This is a genomic window from Parviterribacter kavangonensis (assembly GCF_056863335.1).
In genome coordinates, this window is the sequence record NZ_JBXPJA010000002.1 from 278,284 (window position 1) to 298,311 (window position 20,028).

Genomic DNA, 20,028 nt, shown 5'->3' on the forward strand with positions numbered 1-20,028 from the left:
GGATCGCGCCGGGTTCTCGTTATGCGCAAGGACTTCGACGCACCCGAGCTCGTCGGGATGCTCTTCGCCGTGGTGTTCGCCCTGCCGGTGCTGGGCATGTTCACCTCGCTCATAGCGCTCGACCTGACGCGGTCGCTCCAGGTGCACGTCGCGACGGCGGCGTTCGTGCCGGCCATCGCCGTCGTGTGGCTCGCGCGCCGCTTCGGCTTGTCGGGCGGCGTAACGCTGCGCTTCGCGCTCCTGGCGGCGATGTTCGCGATGATCCTGCTCGACGCGGGCTGGTCCGGTCTGCCGGGCCACTGACCGGCATCGCCGCGCTTCGGCGCGGCCGATCGTGGCGCCGCCCACGGCGCGGCGCGCCCCGGATCACCGGCGCGCGCCGCCCCGTCCGAAACGTCAGCGGCTCTGGTTCCCGGGCCGGCCCTCGTAGCCCTGCGGCCCGTTCCCGTTCGAGCCGTTGCCCTGGCTCTGGTGCGCCGGAACCCCGAACGACGGCTCTCCACCGCGCGGCCGAAGCACGTGGTGCCGGCCGAAACACGTGGTGCCAGGAACGTGGGTGCCTGGCACCGAGGTACCAGGAACGTGGGTGCCTGGCACCGAGGTACCGAAACACGTGGTGCCAGGAACGTGGGTGCCTGGCACCGAGGTACCAGGAACGTGGGTGCCTGGCACCGAGGGGGCAGGCACCGCGGTGCCTGCCTCCGGGGGGCGAGTTGGTGCCGGCGAGGTAGTTGGAGGCATGCCAAGGAGACCTCGCGAGGAGATGGCCGGCGGGATCTACCACGTGTACGCACGTGCGATCCGGGACGAGCCGCTCTTCCAAGACGACGACGACCGCCGGTCCTACCTGTCGGCGTTCGGTGGAACCGCCCGGGAGCTCGGATGGCGGCCGCTCGCGTACTGCCTGATGACGACGCACGTCCATCACCTGATCGAGCTGCGCGAACCGAACCTCGGGCACGGGTTCATGCACACTCACGGCTCGTACGCACGCGACTTCAACGAGAAGCACGCGACCGGCGGCGGGCACCTGTTCGAGAAGCGGTACGGCTCATCGCGGGCGACGAGCGCGGGCGCCGCGATGTACTTCGCCTGCTATGTGCTCCTCAACCCGATACGCGCGCACATGTGCGACCGGCCGGAGGACCATCAGTGGAGCAGCGCCGCGGCGTCGCTCGGGCTTCGGACCGCCGAGCGATGGCTCGACACGACGAGGCTGCTCGACGTCTTCGGCGGCGGCGACCGCTTCGAGCGCGTGCTCGAGGCGGTGGCCATCATGGGCGCGGCAGGCTTCGAGCCGGCGACCTCTCGAGTGTGACCCGCGCGCCGACATCCTCCAAGGCCCGCCGCCGACACGGCGGGCGGTCATCGCATCGGCCAACGGTCCTGCCGGGGACGCTTGATTCGCCACCGGGCGCGCAAGACGATGGCCCGGTGACCTCCCAGTTGACGACGACCGTCGCCGATCACGAGCACGCCGGCGACCCGTTCGCGCAGCAGCGCCCCATCCCCGACAACCTCGTCGGAGACCTCAACGGCGTCAACGCGTTCGCCCGGGACGTCATCGCCGCCGGCGTCATCGAGCAGCACGCGCCGTGGGCATGGGACCGGGCCGAGCGGCTCGGCGACCGCGTGTGGGATCCGCACGTGCTGAAGCTCGCGCGCGACGCCGAGCGCAACCTCCCCGAGCTGCGCACCCTCGACCGGCTGGGGAACGAGGTCTACGACGTCGAGTTCCATCCCGCCTACCACGAGCTGATGGCGCTCGGGTTCGGCAGCGGCGTGCACTCGCTGGCCTGGACCTCGGACGAACCCGGCGCCCACGCCGCCCGCGCGGTGCTCTCCTACCTCTGGAACCAGATCGACGGGTCGACCGCCTGCCCGCTCGGCATGGCCTACGCCTCGATCCCGATCCTGCGCAGCCAGCCCGAGCTCGCGCCATGGTCCCGCGCGCTCGAGGCCGAGAGCTACGACCCCGCCGACGTGCCGGTCGACCAGAAGACCGGCGGCACCATCGGCTACTTCATGACCGAGAAGCACGGGGGCTCGGACCTGCGCGCCAACGTCACGGTCGCGCGTCCGGTCGGCGAGCGCGGCCCCGGGCAGCCCTACCTGGTCAACGGCCACAAGTGGTTCGCATCGGTCCCGATGTCGGACGTGTACCTGACCGTCGCGCAGACCAGCGGCGGGGTCTCGTGCCTGCTGATCCCCCGCCGGCTGCCGGACGGCCGCCTGAACGGCATCAAGATCAACCGGCTCAAGGACAAGCTGGGGAACCGCGCCAACGCGTCGTCCGAGATCGAGTACCACGACGCGCACGCGATCCTGGTCGGCGAGGAGGGCAAGGGCGTGCGCACGATCCTGTCCTCGGCCGAGTACACGCGGCTGGACTTCGCCGTCGGCTCGGCGGGCCTGATGCGCGCCGCGCTGTCGCAGGCCCTGCACTACAACGACGAGCGCAGTGCCTTCGGCGCGCCGCTCTCGCAGCTGCCCATCCAGGCCCCGGTGCTGGCCGACCTCGCGCTCGAGTGGGCCGGCGCGGCGCACCTCGGGTTCCGCGTCGCGCGCGCCGAGGACGACCCGGCGGAGCGGCTGCTCAGCCGCCTGCTGACCCCCGTGGCGAAGTTCTGGAACTGCCGTCGCGTCGCCGGCGTCACCGAGGAGGTCATCCAGTCGATCGGCGGCAACGCCTACATCGAGGAGCACCCCTGCCCGCGCTACTACCGGGAGGCGCCGCTGAACGCCATCTGGGAGGGCACCTCGAACATGATGGTCATGGACGTCGGCCGCGTCCTCGCCCGCACCCCCGAGGCCTTCGCCACCGTGCGCGACCTCATCCGCCCGGCCGCCGCCGAGCACCGGCTGATCGGCGACGCGCTCGCCGCGATGGAGCAGCTCGTGCTCGCACCCGAGGAGACCGCCCGCTACCTCGTCACCCGCATGGCGCTCACCGTCCAGGCCGCCCTGCTGGTCGAGCATGCGCCGGGGCCCGTAGCCGACGCGTTCGTCGCCTCGCGACTCGGCACCGGCTGGGGGCCCGGCTACGGAACGTTGCGCGGCGCCGACTTCCAGGCGATCATCGACTTCGCTCGGCTCGCCTGACGCGGAGGCACGTTGATGTTGGCGGAGCCGACGCCGTAGGGTCGGGTCGTGACGACCTTCCGCACGGTCCGGGTCGCGGCCGTCCAAGCCACGCCGGTCATCCTCGACGCCGAGGCGACGGTGCACAAGGCGCTCGAGCTCTTCGCCGAGGCGGCGAGCCGCGAGGCCGAGCTCGTCGTCCTGCCCGAGACGTTCGTATCGCTCTACCCGTCGAACGCATGGGCGCGGGCGGCTGCCTCGTTCGGCGGCTCCAACGAGCTGTGGGAGCGCATGTGGTCGAGTTCCGTCGACGTCCCCGGGCCGCTGGTGGACGAGCTGGCGGCAGCCTGCCGCTCGCTCGGCATCCATGCGGTGATCGGCGTGAACGAGCGCGAGTCCGAACGGCCCGGGACGCTCTACAACACGATGCTCTGGCTCGGCCCCGAGGGGCTGCTGCACAAGCACCGCAAGCTCATGCCGACGCACCAGGAGCGGCTGTTCCACGGGATCGGCCGCGGCGACGACCTCCGCGCGGTGGAGACGGACTGCGGGCGGATCGGCGGGCTGATCTGCTGGGAGAACCGGATGCCGCTGGCTCGGTACGCCGTCTACCGGCAGGGGCCGCAGATCTGGGTTGCACCGACCGCCGACGACTCCGACGGCTGGATCGCGTGCATGCGGGCGATCGCCATCGAGTCCGGTGCCTTCGTCGTCTCGGTTCCGCAGTACATCCCGCGCGCCGCGTTCCCCGAGGACTTCCCCGTCGCCCTCCCGGAGCGCGAGGTCTTCGGGAACGCGGGAGCGCTCATCGCCGATCCGACGGGCGCGATCGTCGCGGGGCCGCTCTACGGCGAGGAGGGCATGCTCGTCCACGACTGCGATCTGCGGCAAGGCCTCCACGCGAAGCGCGTCTTCGACGCCGTCGGTCACTACTCGCGCGACGACGTACTGGGCGGGCTCGCCCCGGCGCCGCCGTCGCTCCCGGATCCGGGAGTGCCCCTGAACGACGGAAGCCCGCCGTAGCGGGCTTCCGGGGAGTGGGCGCGGCGGGTTTCGAACCCGCGACCTCTCGCGTGTGAAGAGTGGCCGAGCGGACGGCTCGACGGCCGGCGGCTAGAGCGTGACGACGTTGCCGGCGGCGGGGCCCTTCTGGCCCTGCTCGGCGTCGTAGCTGACCTTCGCACCCTCTGCGAGCGACTTGAAGCCGCTGCCCTGGATGGAGGTGTGGTGGACGAAGAGGTCCTTGCTCTGGTCGTCGGGCGTGATGAACCCGAAGCCCTTGTCGTCGTTGAACCACTTCACGGTTCCGGTAGCCATTGCGGAGCTCCCTCGGGATATGTGCGCTGCGAAATGCGGAGGGTGCTACGAAGCAACAACTGCGAGACGCTGGGCACTGCTTCGGTCGAGCGGACGCCCGACCCGTCCGACGAGCCTAGCGGCTTTCGACGCCGGGTGATGAGCCGCTGAGACGGCGAGCTGGCGTCCACGCGTCGAGCTAGCGTGCAGGCATGACTCCACGACCGCTCACCGAGGCTGCTGTCCTCAAGCAGCTCAAGAACATCGGCGACAAGCTGGCGGGCAAGGTCTCCGGCCCTCAGCGCCTGGCGTTGCTGCGTCGGCAGGCTGAGCTCGGCGATCAACGCGACGCGGCGACCGAGCAGGCGCGTCGCGGGAAGTAGGCCTGGTGCAACTGGTCGTGCCGACCACCAACTGGCCGCACCGCAGGGGCAGACCCGGGCGACGTGATCCCACTCCGCCGAACTCGCCGTCGGGCAGCGATGCGCACCAGAACGACAACGGCCTCCCGAAGGAGGCCGAAGATCTCGATGGGCGCGGCGGGTTTCGAACCTGCGACCTCTCGCGTGTGAAGCGAGCGCTCTCCCACTGAGCTACGCGCCCGGAGGCCAGGAGTCTAGCCTCGCTCGGGACCTTCCCAGTCGTCAGGTCAGTCGCCGCTGCGCTCCATCGAGAACGACGCGCTGTCGATCGGGACGTTCTGGCCGCAGGTCGAGCCTTCGAGCATCACGCTGTCGCCCGCCTCGAGCGGGACCTGGATCGTCATCGTCTGGTCCGTCGGGCCGGTCGGGGCCGGGGTGGACGAGAACGTCTGGATCCCCGTGTGCTGCCCCGCGTTCGCGCCCCACGCCGGGCCGAAGCGTTTGCGGATGCGCATGTTGCGGCTGGTGCCGTTCGCGTTCGCCTGCCACGACAGGACGCCCGTGACCGTGAGGCGGAGAACGAGAGGGCCATGCTGCCGTCGGGGCACGTGATCTGCGACTCGACGATCGCCGTGGTCATCGGCTGCCTCAGCTGGGTCAGCATCGTCTTCGTCGTCTCGGTGTAGTCCTTCGCCGGGTCGGTGTAGATCTTGTCGTACTCCACGGAGCTGTCCGCGAGCTTGGTGCTCGTGACCACCCCGTCGACCAGCTGGAGCGTCGTGACCGAGCCGTCGGCGAGCTGCGTCGTCGTGACCGCGCCGGGAGCGATGTCGTCGCTGGCGATGGCCGAGCGCGCGACGGCGCGGCCGGTCACGGCGTCGGGGGCGATGTTCGAGGCGACGACCGCGTTCGGAGCGAGCGCCCGGGCGTTCACGGCGCCCTTCGCGATCTTCGCCGAGGTGACGGCGTTCTTCGCGAGGACGTGCGAGACAACACAAGTCGACGCACGCGCTCGACGCGGTCGCGCGAGGGTGGTAGGACGGGCGCAACCCCATCAAGGAGGACCCAGATGAGACGGGTTGCTTCGACGGTCGTTCCCCTCACCCTCGCTCTTGCGCTGGCAGTCGCTGTCGCGGCATGGGCCACCGGAGGGCACGGTGCCAAGCGGAAGGGGCATGTGCTGACGGTGATCGAGCACGCGACGACGGACGCGACCACCGACACGGGCGCGGCCGGCGACTCCGCCGGCGACGTGCTCACCTTCGCCAACGAGGTGTTCGACCGGTCCGACAAGAAGAAGGTCGGCACGGACCAGGGCTACTGCATCCGCGTGGTCGCGGGCGCGTCGTACGAGTGCAACTGGACGACGATGCTGCCCGGCGGTCAGATCACGGTCGAGGGCCCGTTCCTCGACGCGGGCGACAGCACGCTCGCGATCACCGGCGGGACCGGCCGCTACGCGAACGCGCGCGGGTTCATGAACTTGCACGGGCTCGAGAACGGGACGAAGTTCTCCTTCGAGTTCCACCTCATCGGCTGAGGTAGGCTGTGCGGCGGACCGTGCTAGGCGGGGAGGTAGCGGTGCCCTGCACCCGCAATCCGCTCTAGCGGGGCTGAACTCCCCTTCGAGGGGCGTCGGCCACGGGGTCAGCAGCGCCGGTCATGGCGTCGATGGCCCGGGTCCCGCGCGATGTCGGCCCGTGAACCAGGTCAGGTCCGGAAGGAAGCAGCCTTAAGCGATCGTCGGCAGGCGCAGCGGGAGAGCCCGGACCGGAGCCGAGACCGTCGTCCAGCGCTCGTGACCACGCTTCGAAGAGGGGTGCACGGTCCACTGACTTCGCGAACGGCCCGGCCCGCAGAGGGCCGGGCCGGCTCGCGACAAGAGGCCGAGCCCGGATGCGCGAAGACCGCGATCGGCGCTAGCAGCAACAGCTCTCGCGGCGCGGGACCGCCTCGCGCCGCACCTCGAACGTCCGTAGGTCGAGCAGGACCGCGGTGCCGAACGTCGCCGGCTCCCACAGCCCGGCGAGGAAGGTGATCGCCTCGTTGGCCGCCAGCGCGCCGACGACGCCGCACGCGGGACCGAACGCGCCGGCCGAGGGCAGCTCGGCGGCCGCGCCGGCAAGCTCGTCGTAGAGCGGGAACTGCTCGCGCCAGGCGGCCTCCTGGCAGGCGAAGCAGCCGGTGGCGCCGGGAACGTAGAGCGGGCCGACGCGCAGCTGCGGCGGGTGCTGGCTCATCGCGAGGTGCGGCACGCCGGCCAGGCGGCAGCCCTCGTCCACCCACCGGCCGATCCGGTGCGCCGGCCAGTCGGCGCCGTCGAGCACGAGGTCGCTGCCCACGACCGCGCACGCGACGTCCTCGGCGCTCTCCAGGCGCTGCACGACGACGTCGACCTCGAGCGCCGGATCGAACGCGCGCAGCGCCCCCGCCGCCGCCTCGGCCTTCCACGTGCCGACGTCGTCCGGGCGGTAGAGCACCTGCCGGTTCAGGTTGCCGAGCTCGACCCGGTCGCCGTCGACTACGACGAGCCGCCCGACGCCGCAGCACGCGAGCGCGTACGCGGCCCAGGAGCCGAGCCCGCCGGCGCCGAGCAGGCACACCGTCGAGCCGGCCAGCGCCGCCTGCGTCGCGGCCGCGCTGCGCGGCCACCCGAGCAGGTCGGCGAAGTAGCCGAGCTGCCGCGCGAATCGCTCGCGCCGCTCCTGCGGCAGCAGCGCGTCGTCGGCGGCCTCCTCGATGAGCCCGGCAGCCAGCAGCTCCTCGACGGCTTCGGCGACTTCGGGGACCTGGCGCCCAAGGGCGCGGGCGACCTCCGGCACGGCGCGGCTGCCATCGAGCGCACGCAGCAGCGCGAGGATCGCGTCCGCGTCGCCCTCGAGCTCGAGGTCCGCACCGCCGGCATCGCCGCGCAGCACGTACAGGGAGCCCGAGGGGACGCGACGCACGTCGGCCGCCGGCTTCAGCCGGGGCCTCCGTGGCATCAGCCGTACTTCGTCACCGACAGCACGGGGAGCGGCTTCTCCTCGATCCTCTTGATCTTCAGCATGGGTGGCACCTCCTTCCTTCGGGTTCGTTGATGCAAGTCGCGCGACGTGGAGGACCTTCGGCTGGGCGTCCTCGTCGATCGCCTCCGCGCGACGGCCGAGCGCGTCCTGGCCGATGCGCGCGACGAGCTCGAAGCCCGCGGCGTGCAGCGCGGCGGCGACGATCGCGTGCGGGTGGTGGCGCTGCACGTGGACGGTGCGCGCGAGCGGCTCGCCGGTCTCCTCGTCCTCGACGTCGAGCAGGGCGACCGCGCGGCCGCCCGGGGTGAACGCGGTCGTCCGCCCGCGCCACGTGAACCGCAGGCCGTCGGCGACGCGCTCGTGCGCCTGCGCGAACGTCGACCGGTACGTCGCCGGCGTGTTCGCGTCGAACACGAGCACGCCGCCCGGGCGCAGGTTCGCGGCGATGCCCGCGAACGTCGCCCGCAGCTGCGTCGCCGACAGCGCGCAGTTGACCGCGTCGTTGACGAGCAGCGCGGCGTCGAACACGCCGAGCACCGGCAGCGCGGTCATGTCGGCCGCGACGAGCTCGACCTCCGGGCCGAGCGTGGACGCCGCCACCTCGAGCATCTCCGGCACGACCTCGCAGCCGACCGCCGACCAGCCGTCCTCGACGAGCGGCACGAGGCTGCGGCCGGTCCCGCACGCGACGTCGAGCACGCGCCCGCCGGTCGCGCCGTGCGCCACGGCGAGCGCCGCGAGGCCGCGCACCCACCCGGCGTACCCGGGGTGCGCGACGTACGTGTCGTAGTAGGGCGCCAGCGCCGCGTACCCGGCCGCAGCCGGTGCGTGGCCCCCGGGGGCCTCAGTGCCCCGATCACGGCGATCCGTCGCCTGCTCCATGGGCGTCAAGTCGCGACGACACCCGGTTGTCTGACGCCCACGCCGGAGATGTCGGCGGCGCCGTCCGCGTGGCGTCGTGTCCTCCCGCGACGTACGATCGGGTTGTCCCGGCCGAGCGTTACGGCGCCGACATGTCAGCGGGAGCTGGCAACGGCTATCGGTGGCACGGAGGCACCGTTAGGGTGAGGCTACATAGAGCGCACAAGAAGCTTGGAGCGCTGCTCGAGGAACTGGCATGACGCGAAGCACTGAACGAGAGAGCGAAGAGATCGTCGACACCGGCGTGGTGAAGGCCATAGGCCACCCGCTGCGGATGAAGCTCCTCAAGCGCCTCAACGAGACCGTCGCCAGCCCGGTCGAGCTTGCGCGCGAGCTCGGCGAGTCCGTGCAGCTCATCAGCTACCACGTGCGGATCCTGCGCGACCTCGGGTTCGTCGAGCTCGTCGGCACGACGCCGCGCCGCGGTGCGATCGAGCACCACTACCGCGCGGTCCGGCGCCCGCTCTTCAGCGACTCGGACTGGGCAGCGCTGCCCGCCAACGCGCGCGACGCGCTCGCGGGCGAGATCGTCCATGCGATCTTCCAGCACGCGGCCAACGCGCTCGGCACGGGCGCGTTCGACGAGCGCACCGACACGCACCTCTCGTTCACCGACCTCACGCTCGACGAGCAGGGGTGGAAGGACCTGAGCGAGCGGCTGCTCGAGCTCGTCGAGGCGACCGCGGAGATCGAGGCGGCGTCGGAGAAGCGGATCGCCGAGGGCAGCGCGAAGATCGCTCCGAGCCGGCTGTCCGTCCTCCACTACTCGCGCGCGTACGAGAAGGACAAGCCGCCCACCCAGCCGGCGACGCCGACGCGCCGCACCCGCAAGGGCTCGCAGCGCGGCCGTCGCAGCTAGCCGGACCCGCCACACTGCGGGGGTGCAGCACCACCCCAGCGTCTACTGGCGCCGGCGCGCGATCGCCATCGGCGTCGCGGCCCTGGTCGTCGGGCTGCCGCTTGCGGCGCTGACCAGCGGCGGCGACGAGCGGGATCGCACGGCCGCGCCCGCGGCGACGCGCGCGCAGACCGCGCCGCCCGCCCTGCCGCGCGGCGGCGGCACGATCTTCCCGGCTTTCCGCGTCGTCGCGTTCTACGGCGCGCCGCAGGACGACGAGCTCGGCGCGCTCGGCATCAGGACGCCGGAGGCGGCGGCGCGGCGGCTCGAGCGCCAGGCGGCCCGGTACGCGCGCCGCACCCGGCCGGTGCTGCCGGCGATGGAGCTGATCGCCACCGTCGCCGCGGGCCATCCCGGCGCCGACGGGCTCTACCGCCTGCAGCAGGACCGCGCGGTCATCGACCGGTACCTGCGCGCGGCGCGGCGCCACAAGATGCTTCTGCTGCTCGACATCCAGCCCGGCCACGCGGACTTCATGGACGAGGTCGAGCGCCTGGAGCCGTGGCTGCGCCAGCCCGACGTCGGGCTCGCGCTCGACCCGGAGTGGTCGACGCCCGGCGCGAGGCCGGGCACCGTGATCGGGTCGGTCACGGCGGAGAAGGTCAACGAGGTGTCGGCGTGGCTGGCCGGCCTCGTCCGGCGCGAGCGGCTGCCGGAGAAGCTGCTCGTCATCCACCAGTTCACCGAGGACATGGTCGTCGGCAAGGAGTCGGTGGTGCGGCGCCCGGGGCTGGCGGTCACCTTCAACGTCGACGGCTTCGGCGACCGGCCGAACAAGCTCTCGAAGTACCGCGCGTTCACCTCGGAGGCGGTCCGCTTCCACGACGGGCTGAAGCTCTTCTACCGCGAGGACACGAACCTCATGACGCCGCGGTACGTGCTCGCCCTGCGCCCGGCGCCGGACCTGGTCGTCTACGAGTAGGCGCGGGATACCCTCTCAACCCCGTGTCCGCCGCCCCCTCGCTGTACCGCCGCCACCGGCCGCGCACCTTCGCCGATGTCGTGGGGCAGGAGCACGTCGTGCGCACGCTGCGCAACGCGGTCGAGCAGAACAAGGTGCACCACGCGTACCTCTTCGTGGGCTCCCGGGGGACGGGCAAGACGTCGATGGCGAAGATCCTCGCCGCGTGCCTGAACTGCGAGCAGGGACCGACCGTCACCCCCGACGGGACCTGCGACTCGTGCCGTGCGATCGCGAACGCCTCGTCGCTCGACGTCATCGAGATGGACGCGGCGTCGAACAACTCCGTCGACGACGTCCGCGAGCTGCGCGACCGCGTCGCCTTCGCGCCCGTCAGCGGCCGCCACAAGGTCTACATCCTCGACGAGGCGCACATGCTCACGCCGCAGGCGTGGAACGCGTTCCTCAAGACGCTCGAGGAGCCGCCGCCGAACACGGTCTTCGTGCTCGCCACCACCGAGGCGAACAAGATCCTCCCGACCGTCGCCGACCGCTGCCATCGCTTCGACTTCACGCGGCCGACGATCGAGCAGATCGCCACCGTCCTGCGGCGCGTCGCCGATCAGGAGGAGATCGACATCCCGGCCGACGCGCTGGCGCTCGTGGCCCGGCACGCGACCGGCTCGTTCCGGGACTCGCTGGGCACGCTCGAGCAGCTCGTCACGTACTCCGGGTCGGCGATCGGGACCGAGGACGTCCTGGCGGTGCTCGGCATCGCGGACGCGGACCTGCTGTTCGAGGCGCTCGACGCCGTCGCGTCGCACGAGCCCCGGCGCGCGCTGGTCGCCGCCGCGCGGCTGGCCGACAGCGGCCGCGACGCCAGCGCGTTCATCCGCGACCTCGAGGCCCACGCGCGCGACCTGCTCGTCGTCGGCACGCTCGGCGACGTGCCGGCGGAGATCGCGATGACGCCCGACCGCGACGCCCGGCTGCGCGAGCAGGCCGCCGCCGTGCCGCGCGCCGACGTCGTGCGGCTCCTCGACCTCCTCGCCCGGGCGCTCGAGGCGATCAAGAACGGGGCGGAGGCGCGCATCCAGCTCGAGCTCGCGCTCGTCAAGGCCGCCCAGCCGCGCGTCGACGCGTCGACGCAGGCGCTGCTCGCGCGGATCGAGCGCCTCGAGGCCGCGCTCGCCGGCCGCGGTCCCGTCGCGCCGCCGGAGGCCGCTCCGCAGCCGCAGCGCATCGCCCCGCCCGCGCCGCCGCCGCCGCGCGAACCGGAGGCGTCTTCGCCGCCGCTTCAAGCGGTGCCCGACCCGGTGGTCGAGGAGGTCGAGCAGGCGCCCGAGGAGGTCGCCCACGCGGTCGAGCAGGTCCACACCGAGGGCCCGGTCGACGTTCCCGCGCTGAAGGCGGTGTGGCCGGCGGTGATCGACCAGATCAAGTCGTCGAACGGGATGCTCGCGGCCGCCGTCGCGCACTCGCGGCCGTACGAGATCCGCGACGAGGAGCTCGTCGTCGCGTTCGGCACCGACGACTCGTTCTACCGCCGCAAGGCCGAGGACACGGCGTGCCGGCAGCTCATCTCCGAGGCGGTCCGGTCGCTGACCGGCCAGTCGTTCAGGCTCGTCTACGAGCTGCGCGACGAGGCCGCCGAGGAGCCGGAGGACGGCGCGGCAACGGCCGTGTCCGAGGACGAGATCATCGAGCGCTTCAAGGCCGAGTTCGAGGCCGAGGAGATCGTGCCCGACGAGGAGGAGAAGACCTGATGCCCCAGCCGCCCAACCTGCAGAAGATGCTCCAGCAGGCGCAGGAGATGATGGCCGCCCAGCAGCAGGCGCAGGAGGCGCTCAAGGAGGAGCGCGTCGAGGCGTCGGCCGGCGGCGGGATGGTGAAGGTCGTCGCGACCGGCGACCTGCGCATCCAGGACCTGAAGATCGATCCCGACGCGGTCGACCCCGAGGACGTCGAGATGCTGCAGGACCTCGTCCTCGCGGCCGTCAACCAGGCGCTCGCGCAGGCCGAGGAGATCGCGGCGAAGAAGATGGAGGGCGTCGCCGGCGGCGGCGGCTTCGATCCGATGAGCGCGCTGGAGGGCCTCGGCCTCGGCGGCGGGATGGGCCAGCTCGGCGGCGGGATGCCGGGCGCCGGCGGCGGCGCCCCCAACAGGGCCGCGCGCCGCGCGCAGAAGAAGCGGTAGAGGGAGATGGCGCGCACGCGGGACGACGAGGCGGTCGCGTGAGCTCGCACGCGCCTCCGATCCAGCGCCTCGTGACCGAGCTCGGCAAGCTGCCGGGCATCGGCCAGCGCACGGCGCAGCGGCTCGCGTTCCACGTCCTGCGCGTCTCGCCGGAGGAGGCGTACGCGCTGGCGGACGCGATCCGCGAGGTGAAGGAGCGCATCGGCCTGTGCGAGGTCTGCTTCAACCTCGCCGACGGCCCGCGCTGCCGGATCTGCCTCGACGAGCGGCGCGACGGCGGGCTCATCTGCGTCGTGGAGGAGCCGAACGACGTCATCCCGATCGAGCGCACGCACGAGTACCACGGCCGCTACCACGTCCTCGGCGGTGCGCTCAGCCCGATCGACGGCGTCGACCCCGACGACCTGCGGATCGCCGAGCTGTTCCGCCGCGTCACCGAGCCCGCCGACGAGCCGGTCCGCGAGGTCGTGCTCGCCACGAACCCGACGACGACCGGCGAGGCGACCGCGCTCTACCTCGCCGACGGCCTGCACGAGCGCGCGCCGCAGGTCACCGTGACGCGGCTGGCGTCCGGGCTGCCCGTCGGCGGCGACCTCGAGTACGCCGACGAGGTCACGCTCGGGCGCGCGCTGGCCGGCCGCCGAGCGGTGTGAACCCGAAGCGACCCTGCGTCTTCTGCGCGATCGTCGCCGGTGAGACGCCGGCGCACGTCGTCCTCGACGACGACGAGTTCCTCGCGTTCCTCGACGTCCGGCCGCTCTTCGAGGGCCACGTCCTGCTCGTTCCGAAGCAACATCACGAGGCGATCTGGGACCTGCCGTCCGAGCTGGCCGCGCCGCTCGTCGACCGCACGCAGCGCCTCAGCGTCGCCGTGCGCGACGCCATGGATGCGACGGGCATCTTCACCGCGGTCAACAGCATCGTCAGCCAGTCCGTGCCCCACCTGCACGTCCACGTGGTCCCGCGGCGCCCGAAGGACGGCCTGCGGGGGTTCTTCTGGCCGCGCACGAAGTACGCGTCGGACGAGCGCGCCGCCGAGGTGGCGGCGGCGATCGGCGCGGCGCTTCGTTAAGCCGCCTTGCATCGCACCGACTCGCGGTGAGAGTGTCGGCGCATGGACGCTCTCACGCTGACCGGGGCGGTCCTACGCCCCGCCGACGCCGGCTACGACGATGCCCGGCGCGTCTTCAACGGCATGATCGATCGGTACCCCGCGCTGATCGCTCGCTGCTCGTCCACCGCCGACGTCGTGGCGGCCGTCCGCCACGCGCGCGCGAACGACCTCCCGATCGCCGTCCACGGCGGCGGTCACGGGGTGACGGGCGCCGCCGTCTGCGACGACGGGATGATGATCGACCTGCGCGGGCTCAGCGACGTCGAGGTCGATCCGTACGCCCGGTGCGTGGCATGCGGCGGCGGGACGAACTGGGGTCAGTTCGACGCCGCGACGACGGCCCACGGCCTGATCGTGCCCGGCGGCCGCGTGCCCAGCACCGGCGTGGGCGGGCTGACGCTCGGCAGTGGCAGCTCGTGGCTCGAGCGCAAGTTCGGGCTGACGTGCGACTCCCTGCGCAGCGTCGAGCTCGTCACCGCCGACGGCGACGTCGTGACCGCGAGCCAGTCCGAGAACGCCGAGCTCTTCTGGGGGCTGCGGGGCGGCAGCGGCAACTTCGGCGTGGTGACGCGCTTCGAGTTCGACGCGCATCCGATCCCGCCCCTGCTCTTCGCCGGGATGCTGATGTTCCCGCACGAGCGTGCCGCCGAGGTGCTGGCGGCGTACCGGACCTTCATGGCCGGCGCGCCGGACGAGGTCGGCGGCGCCGCCGCGTTCATCAGCGCGCCGCCCGAGGACTTCGTGCCCGAGCCCGTGCGCGGCAAGCCGGTCTTCGGCATCGTCGTCGCCTACGCCGGCGAGCCGGACGAGGGCCGCCGCGTCTTCGCGCCGCTGCTCGACCTCGGGCCGGCGGTGGCGATGGTCGACGACATGCCGTACGTCGCGCTGCAGCGGCTCCTGGAGCCGGCGTGCCCGAGCGGCCTGCAGAACTACTGGAGCGCCGACTTCCTCGACCGGCTGCCGGACGACGCCATCGACGTGCTCGTCGAGCACACGGCGCGCGTGCCGGCCCCGCACACGCAGGTGATCGTCATCCCCGGCGGCGGCGCGATCCGCCGCGTGCCCGAGGACGCGATGGCCTTCGGCGAGCGGGACGCGCCGTGGAACGTCCACTTCCTGTCGATGTGGGGCGATCCCGCCGAGAACGAGCGCAACATCGAGTGGACCCGCGCGCTGTCCCGCGCGATGGACGCCTACAAGCGGCCCGGCCGGGTCTACCTGAACTTCATCGGCGACGAGGGCGCGGAGCGCGTCCGCGGCGCGTTCGGGCCGGAGAAGTTCGCGCGGCTGCAGGCGTTGAAGGACGAATGGGACCCGGAGAACGCCTTCCGGCTCAACCAGAACATCCCGCCGAGCGGGCGCGTCTAGCCGAGATCGCGGCGCAGCGCCTCGACGCGGGCCACGGCCTCGTCGAGGCGCTCGCGCGGCAGGATCCGGCGCTTGACCGCGTCGACGATCGCCCGCAGCGCCTCGTCCTGCTCGGCGCGGCCGCCGGGGACGAGGAGCAGGTCGTCGCCCGCCTTGAGCGCCTCGACGGCGGCCTCGCCCACGCCGCCGCCCGTCGCGGCGGTGGCGGCGATGAGGTCGGCGCTGACGACGGCGCCCTTGAAGCCGAGCCGGTCGCGCAGCAGCGCCACGGCCTCGGGCAGGAGCGTCGCAGGCGTCACGCCGTCCCACGCGGCGTACATCGCCGCGCTCATCTGCACCGCCTTCGTCAGCGGCACCGCGGCAGCGAACGGGCGCAGGTCGCGCGCGACGAGCTCCTCGATCGACAGCCCGACGGTCGCCGGCCCCTCGATCGGGTCCTGCGACGCGGCGCCCTCGCCGGGGAACCGGCCCGGCGCGGTCAGGACGCCGGCGTCGTCGTAGCCGCGCACCGCGGCTCGGACGAGCTTCGCCACCTCGAGCGGGTCGTCGCCGAACGCGTGGTCCTCGGCCGGGCCGCCGCCGACGCCGAGGTCCGCGGACGGCGCGAGGACGAGCGAGATGCCCGCCTTGCGCAGCCGCTTGCCGGCCCGCAGCGTGTCGGCGCGCACCTCGTCGATCGTCCCGCCGGCGCCGATGTCGACCTGCGGCGTCGGGCCGATCGGCAGCAGCGCAGGATCGGCGAGCACGAGCGGCTCGACGTGCTTCGCCCGCCGCGCGGCGCGCTTGGCCGCCCGCACCAGGTCCGCGAGCGCCCCCGCCGAGCGGTAGTTCCCGTCGGCGACGTAGAGCGCGCCCCAGTCCTGCGAGCCGACTCGCTTCGCCAGCGCCTTCGACGGGTCCTGGCCCTCGAAGCCGACCGCCAGCACCTGCGCCGCCGCGCGCTCGACGGGCAGCTGCTGGGTCGTCGGCTCGTCGCTCGACAGCAGCGGCGCCAGCGCCTGCAGCAGCGTCTGCTCGCTCCCGCTGCCGCCCTCGCCGAACTTCGAACCGGCCTCGGGGACGGCTTCGCGCGCGCCGCCCGAATCGTCGCCGCCGCCCACCGCGAACAGCACGATCGCGGCGACGGCCATCGCCACTCCGGCGAGGGCGAGCACCGCCCTGCGGTGGCGCGGCCTATCCTCGGTGCGCATGGCGGGCTCGACGGTGGTCATGAAGTTCGGCGGCACGTCCGTCGCCGACGCCGAGCGGCTCAAGCGAGCCGCGCAGCGGATCGTGGAGAAGCGCGACCAGGGCTACGACGTGGTCGCGGTCCTCTCCGCGCGCGGCAAGGAGACGGACCGCCTGATCGCGGACGCGTTCGAGATCTCGCCGCGGCCCGACCCGCGCGAGATGGACATGCTCCTGTCGACGGGAGAGCGCGTGTCCTGCGCGCTCTGCGCCATGGCGATCAACGACCTCGGGCACCGGGCCATCTCCCTGACCGGTTCACAGGCCGGGATCGTGACAGACACGTCGCATACGAAGGCCCGCATCCTCGACGTCCGGGCCGATCGCATCCGCGAAGGCCTCGACCAGGGCAGCATCGTGCTGGTCGCCGGCTTCCAGGGCGTGTCGACCGCGAAGGACGTCACGACGCTCGGCCGCGGCGGCTCCGACACCACCGCCGTGGCGCTCGCCGCAGCGGTCGGCGCCGAGGTCTGCGAGATCTACACCGACGTCGACGGCGTCTTCACCGCCGACCCCCGCATCGTCCCCGAGGCGCGCAAGCTGCCCGTCGTCACGTTCGAGGAGATGCTCGAGATGGCGGCGTCCGGCGCGGGCGTGCTGCAGCTGCGCTCCGTGGAGTACGCGCGCAACCACGGGGTTCGAATCCACTGCCGATCGAGCTTCCACGACCGCCCCGGTACGGTTGTGGTGGGAGAGGACCAGACCGTGGAACAGCCCCTCATCACCGCCGTCACGCACTCCGCCGGTGAGGCCCGCCTCACGCTCCTCGGCGTGCCCGACAACCCCGGCATCGCCGGCCGCATCTTCAGCACGCTCGCCGAGGCGAACGTCAACGTGGACATGATCATCCAGAACGAGCCGGTGGGCGAGGGCGCCCGCGCGGAGGTCTCGTTCACCGTCCCGCGCGACGACTTGCCGGCGGCGCGCGCCGCGCTGCAGCCGCTCGTCGACGAGGTCGGGATCGGCGACGTCGTCGAGGACGAGACGATGGGCAAGGTCTCCATCGTCGGCGCGGGCATGAAGTCGCACCCCGGCGTCGCGGCGAAGGTGTTCCGCACGCTCGGCGAGGAGGGGATCAACATCGAGATGATCTCGACGTCGCCGATCAAGATCTCGTGCGTGGTGCCGGGCGACCGCCTCAAGGAGGCCGTCCGCTCGCTGCACAGCGCGTTCGAGCTGCAGGGGCCCGACACGATGCGGCCCGAGAACCCCTTCGGCGAGTTCGCGGGCGCATGAGGGTCGCGGTCGTAGGGGCCACCGGCGCGGTCGGCTCGATCATGCTCGACGTCCTGCGCAAGCGGGGCTTCCCCGCCGACGCGGTCGTCCCGTTCGCCTCGGAGCGCTCCGAGGGGCGGATGCTCGACAAGGCCGACGAGCCCGTCCGCGTGCTCGCCGACGACACGATCGAGGGCTTCGACCTCGCGCTGTTCAGCGCAGGAGGCGGCACGTCTCGCAAATGGGCGCCGAGGTTCGCGCAGGCGGGCGCGGTCGTCGTCGACAACTCGTCGGCGTGGCGCATGCACGACGACGTGCCGCTCGTCGTGACCGAGGTGAACCCCGAGGCGCTCGAGGGGCATCGCGGGATCGTCGCGAACCCGAACTGCACGACGATGGTCGCGATGCTGCCGCTGAAGGCGCTGCACGACGCGTTCGGCATGACCGCGATGGTCGCCACCTCCTACCAGGCCGCCGGCGGCGCCGGGCAGAAGGGCATCGACGAGCTCGCCGCCCAGGTGCCCGTGCTGCACGGCGACATCGACATGCTCGTCAACGACGGCGAGAGCGCGCGGCGCAAGGTCGAGTCCAAGGTCCACGCCGACACGCTCGCCTACAACGTCGTGCCGATGCTCGGGACGCTCGGCGACGAGGGCTACACCGACGAGGAGCTCAAGCTCCAGAACGAGTCGCGCAAGATCCTCGCCATCCCGGAGCTGGCCGTCTCGCCGACGTGCGTGCGCGTACCGGTGATGGTCGGCCACGCGGTGGCGGTGCGGGCGACGTACGCGGACGAGCCTGCGCTGGACGAGGCGCTGGCCGTCCTCAAGGCGTTCCCCAACCTCGTGGTGCAGGACGCGCCGACGCCGCTCGAGTGGGCGGGGCGCGACGAGGTCGCCGTCGGCCGGGTCCGGCGCGACCTCGGCGATCCGCGCAGCCTGAACCTCTTCGTCGTCGGCGACAACCTGTTGAAGGGCGCGGCCCTCAACACGGTGCAGATCGCCGAGGAGCTGCACGCCCGCGGGCTCGTGCGGCCCGCCGAGCAGGTAGTCGCGGCCTAGCCGACGGGCGCCGCGGCGGACGTCAGCCGCCACGGCTGGTTGTCGTCGCCCGACAGCGTGAGGCGCCACCGCTCGGTGAACGTCGTCTCGCTGTCGCGCGAGCCGGACAGCACCTCGATCGTGTCGCGGTCCTCGACGTAGCGGCGGCCGCGCACGCGCGCCTCGACGGTGAACGAGGGCGGCTGCGCTTCGCCGTCCAGCGCGACGATCGCCAGCGACTCGAGCTTCGGCCCGCGGACGACGAGCCGCGTGCGCTGCGACGCGTCGCCGGCGTAGAGGAGGTCGCGGATCGCGGCCTCGTCGGCGACCGCCTCGAGCGGCGCGTCGGCGCCGTCGACGGCCTCCGCCCACGCGGCGACCGCGCGACGGGCGGCGACCTCGAGGACGTCGGGGTTGAAGCGGTCGTCGACGAGCGCGAGGTCGAGCGCCTGCGCGCGGGCGTCGCCGGCGAAGTCGACGTCGACCAGCTCGGAGACGCGAGTTCCGTCGGGAACGGTCGCGTCGGCGACGGCCTGCTCCACGACCGCCTCGTCGCGCAGCCCCTGGTCGTCGGCCGACGGGTCGGTGATGAGCGGGGCGGTGAGGTGGTGCTTGCCCTCGGCGTCCTGCTCGATCGAGACGACCATCCAGCCGTCGCCGCGGCGGGCGAGGGTCCAGTACTCGGTGAGCCCGACCGTCTTCACGCTCGTCCCGTCGCGCTGCAGGATCTGCCCGTTGCTCATCCGGACGTAGTCCTCGAGCGTCGCGGTGACGCGGACGACCACCCGGTCGGCGGTGTCGTCGTCGCGGTTCGTGATGCCGACGTACTCGATCTTCGGGCCGTTCAGGACCTTGACGCGGTTGTGCCAGCCCTTGCGGTCGAAGTCGTCGAGGCGGCGGCGCCACTCGACCATGAGGTCCTCGCCGACGAGCCGGTCCAGCGTGTCGCGGTCGCGGGCGTCCCACGCCACCTGGCAGGCGGTGAAGAGCGCCGCCGCGTCGCGCTGGACCGCATCGGCGGCGAACCAGGCGTCGTCGTCGGCCGCCGCGGCGCTTGCCGTGATCGTGCGCTTGACGCGCTCCTTCCGGCGCTTCGTGTCGCGCCAGACGAGCATCGCTCCCCACAGGAAGAAGAGCGCGAAGCCGACGAGGATCAGGACCGCGAACCAGCCGCCGCCGCCCGAGCCGCCGCTGCTGCCGCCGAACCCGCCGCCGCCCGAGAACCCGCCGCCGCCACCACCGCCGCCGTAGCCGGAGCTGCCGCCGCCCGCGGCCGCGAGGGCGTCGCCGGGGAGGAGCGCGAGGGTCAGGGCGGCGAGTGCGGCGAGACGGGACGGCATGCGCCGGATCCTGGCGCGCTCACCCGGCGCGGTCAACACCGCGCGCCGCCTCTCACCGGA

At 72.6% G+C, this 20,028-nt stretch carries 21 protein-coding genes, 1 tRNA gene and 1 other RNA gene; 17 read left to right on the forward strand and 6 right to left on the reverse strand.

Annotation, left to right across the window (positions count from 1 at the left end; translation table 11 throughout):
- Nucleotides 1–21: 21 nt before the first annotated feature.
- From AC1UE4_RS17120 to AC1UE4_RS17135, 4 genes are all read left to right on the forward strand, one after another.
- A complete protein-coding gene (locus AC1UE4_RS17120) occupies nt 22–303 on the forward strand; it encodes a hypothetical protein (RefSeq protein ID WP_482918518.1) in 282 nt (93 codons plus the stop codon).
- Nucleotides 304–739: 436 nt separating this feature from the next.
- A complete protein-coding gene (locus AC1UE4_RS17125) occupies nt 740–1,318 on the forward strand; it encodes a transposase (protein ID WP_482918519.1) in 579 nt (192 codons plus the stop codon).
- Between the two features lie 116 nt (nt 1,319–1,434).
- Nucleotides 1,435–3,102 (forward strand): acyl-CoA dehydrogenase family protein, encoded by a 1,668-nt coding sequence (locus AC1UE4_RS17130; protein WP_482918520.1) that lies wholly within the window; start codon nt 1,435–1,437, stop codon nt 3,100–3,102.
- A 48-nt stretch (nt 3,103–3,150) separates the two neighbouring features.
- Entirely contained in the window at nt 3,151–4,104 is a 954-nt protein-coding gene (locus tag AC1UE4_RS17135) for a carbon-nitrogen hydrolase family protein (protein WP_482918521.1), read from the forward strand.
- A gap of 90 nt (nt 4,105–4,194) precedes the next feature.
- On the opposite strand, the gene AC1UE4_RS17140 is transcribed toward AC1UE4_RS17135, so the two are convergent.
- A complete protein-coding gene (locus tag AC1UE4_RS17140) occupies nt 4,195–4,398 on the reverse strand; it encodes a cold-shock protein (protein WP_482918522.1) in 204 nt (67 codons plus the stop codon).
- A gap of 191 nt (nt 4,399–4,589) precedes the next feature.
- Between AC1UE4_RS17140 and AC1UE4_RS17145 the strand changes: the two genes are divergently transcribed.
- Nucleotides 4,590–4,760, forward strand: a complete 171-nt coding sequence (locus AC1UE4_RS17145; protein WP_482918523.1) for a hypothetical protein — start codon at nt 4,590–4,592, stop codon at nt 4,758–4,760.
- A gap of 148 nt (nt 4,761–4,908) precedes the next feature.
- Here AC1UE4_RS17145 and AC1UE4_RS17150 read toward each other — a convergent pair.
- Together AC1UE4_RS17150 and AC1UE4_RS17155 are read right to left on the reverse strand one after the other, a co-directional pair.
- Nucleotides 4,909–4,980 (reverse strand) — tRNA-Val (locus tag AC1UE4_RS17150).
- A gap of 46 nt (nt 4,981–5,026) precedes the next feature.
- Nucleotides 5,027–5,254 carry a hypothetical protein gene (locus tag AC1UE4_RS17155; protein ID WP_482918524.1) on the reverse strand — a complete coding sequence of 76 codons (228 nt, stop codon included), beginning with the start codon at nt 5,252–5,254 and terminating at the stop codon, nt 5,027–5,029.
- A gap of 234 nt (nt 5,255–5,488) precedes the next feature.
- Here AC1UE4_RS17155 and AC1UE4_RS17160 point away from each other — a divergent pair, with 234 nt between their 5' ends.
- From AC1UE4_RS17160 to ffs, 3 genes are all read left to right on the forward strand, one after another.
- A complete protein-coding gene (locus AC1UE4_RS17160) occupies nt 5,489–5,812 on the forward strand; it encodes a hypothetical protein (RefSeq protein ID WP_482918525.1) in 324 nt (107 codons plus the stop codon).
- A 113-nt stretch (nt 5,813–5,925) separates the two neighbouring features.
- Nucleotides 5,926–6,279: an allene oxide cyclase family protein gene (locus tag AC1UE4_RS17165; protein WP_482918526.1), complete on the forward strand. Its 354-nt coding sequence runs from the start codon at nt 5,926–5,928 to the stop codon at nt 6,277–6,279.
- 18 nt (nt 6,280–6,297) lie between these two features.
- Nucleotides 6,298–6,566, forward strand: an RNA gene (ffs, locus tag AC1UE4_RS17170) — signal recognition particle sRNA large type.
- 92 nt (nt 6,567–6,658) lie between these two features.
- Here the strand turns inward: ffs and AC1UE4_RS17175 are convergent.
- Nucleotides 6,659–8,629 carry a ThiF family adenylyltransferase gene (locus tag AC1UE4_RS17175; RefSeq protein ID WP_482918527.1) on the reverse strand — a complete coding sequence of 657 codons (1,971 nt, stop codon included), beginning with the start codon at nt 8,627–8,629 and terminating at the stop codon, nt 6,659–6,661.
- Nucleotides 8,630–8,864: 235 nt separating this feature from the next.
- On the opposite strand from AC1UE4_RS17175, the gene AC1UE4_RS17180 reads away from it, so the two are divergent.
- From AC1UE4_RS17180 to AC1UE4_RS17210, 7 genes are read left to right on the forward strand one after another with little or no spacing between them, the layout of a single operon-like run.
- Nucleotides 8,865–9,527, forward strand: coding sequence for a helix-turn-helix domain-containing protein (locus AC1UE4_RS17180; protein WP_482918528.1), 663 nt, complete (start codon nt 8,865–8,867; stop codon nt 9,525–9,527).
- A 22-nt stretch (nt 9,528–9,549) separates the two neighbouring features.
- Entirely contained in the window at nt 9,550–10,488 is a 939-nt protein-coding gene (locus AC1UE4_RS17185) for a hypothetical protein (protein WP_482918529.1), read from the forward strand.
- A gap of 23 nt (nt 10,489–10,511) precedes the next feature.
- Nucleotides 10,512–12,233: a DNA polymerase III subunit gamma/tau gene (gene dnaX / locus AC1UE4_RS17190; protein ID WP_482918530.1), complete on the forward strand. Its 1,722-nt coding sequence runs from the start codon at nt 10,512–10,514 to the stop codon at nt 12,231–12,233.
- Complete coding sequence (locus AC1UE4_RS17195; protein ID WP_482918531.1) at nt 12,233–12,664, forward strand: YbaB/EbfC family nucleoid-associated protein; 432 nt, start codon at nt 12,233–12,235, stop codon at nt 12,662–12,664. The genes dnaX and AC1UE4_RS17195 overlap by 1 nt, the downstream gene beginning before the upstream one ends.
- Before the next feature lie 38 nt (nt 12,665–12,702).
- Nucleotides 12,703–13,317 (forward strand): recombination mediator RecR, encoded by a 615-nt coding sequence (gene recR, locus AC1UE4_RS17200; protein WP_482918532.1) that lies wholly within the window; start codon nt 12,703–12,705, stop codon nt 13,315–13,317.
- Complete coding sequence (locus AC1UE4_RS17205; RefSeq protein WP_482918533.1) at nt 13,314–13,736, forward strand: HIT family protein; 423 nt, start codon at nt 13,314–13,316, stop codon at nt 13,734–13,736. The genes recR and AC1UE4_RS17205 overlap by 4 nt, the downstream gene beginning before the upstream one ends.
- Before the next feature lie 42 nt (nt 13,737–13,778).
- Complete coding sequence (locus AC1UE4_RS17210) at nt 13,779–15,146, forward strand: FAD-binding oxidoreductase (RefSeq protein WP_482918534.1); 1,368 nt, start codon at nt 13,779–13,781, stop codon at nt 15,144–15,146.
- On the opposite strand, the gene AC1UE4_RS17215 is transcribed toward AC1UE4_RS17210, so the two are convergent.
- Nucleotides 15,143–16,336 (reverse strand): glycoside hydrolase family 3 N-terminal domain-containing protein, encoded by a 1,194-nt coding sequence (locus AC1UE4_RS17215; protein ID WP_482918535.1) that lies wholly within the window; start codon nt 16,334–16,336, stop codon nt 15,143–15,145. The genes AC1UE4_RS17210 and AC1UE4_RS17215 overlap by 4 nt on opposite strands.
- On the opposite strand from AC1UE4_RS17215, the gene AC1UE4_RS17220 reads away from it, so the two are divergent.
- Nucleotides 16,335–17,609 carry an aspartate kinase gene (locus AC1UE4_RS17220; protein ID WP_482918536.1) on the forward strand — a complete coding sequence of 425 codons (1,275 nt, stop codon included), beginning with the start codon at nt 16,335–16,337 and terminating at the stop codon, nt 17,607–17,609. The two genes, AC1UE4_RS17215 and AC1UE4_RS17220, sit on opposite strands and share 2 nt — an antisense overlap.
- The gene (locus AC1UE4_RS17225; RefSeq protein WP_482918537.1) at nt 17,606–18,649 is read left to right on the forward strand and encodes an aspartate-semialdehyde dehydrogenase; all 1,044 of its coding nucleotides are present in this window, start codon (nt 17,606–17,608) and stop codon (nt 18,647–18,649) included. Before AC1UE4_RS17220 ends, AC1UE4_RS17225 begins: the two co-directional genes overlap by 4 nt.
- On the opposite strand, the gene AC1UE4_RS17230 is transcribed toward AC1UE4_RS17225, so the two are convergent.
- Nucleotides 18,646–19,968 carry a TIM44-like domain-containing protein gene (locus tag AC1UE4_RS17230; protein ID WP_482918538.1) on the reverse strand — a complete coding sequence of 441 codons (1,323 nt, stop codon included), beginning with the start codon at nt 19,966–19,968 and terminating at the stop codon, nt 18,646–18,648. The genes AC1UE4_RS17225 and AC1UE4_RS17230 overlap by 4 nt on opposite strands.
- Nucleotides 19,969–20,028 lie beyond the last annotated feature (60 nt).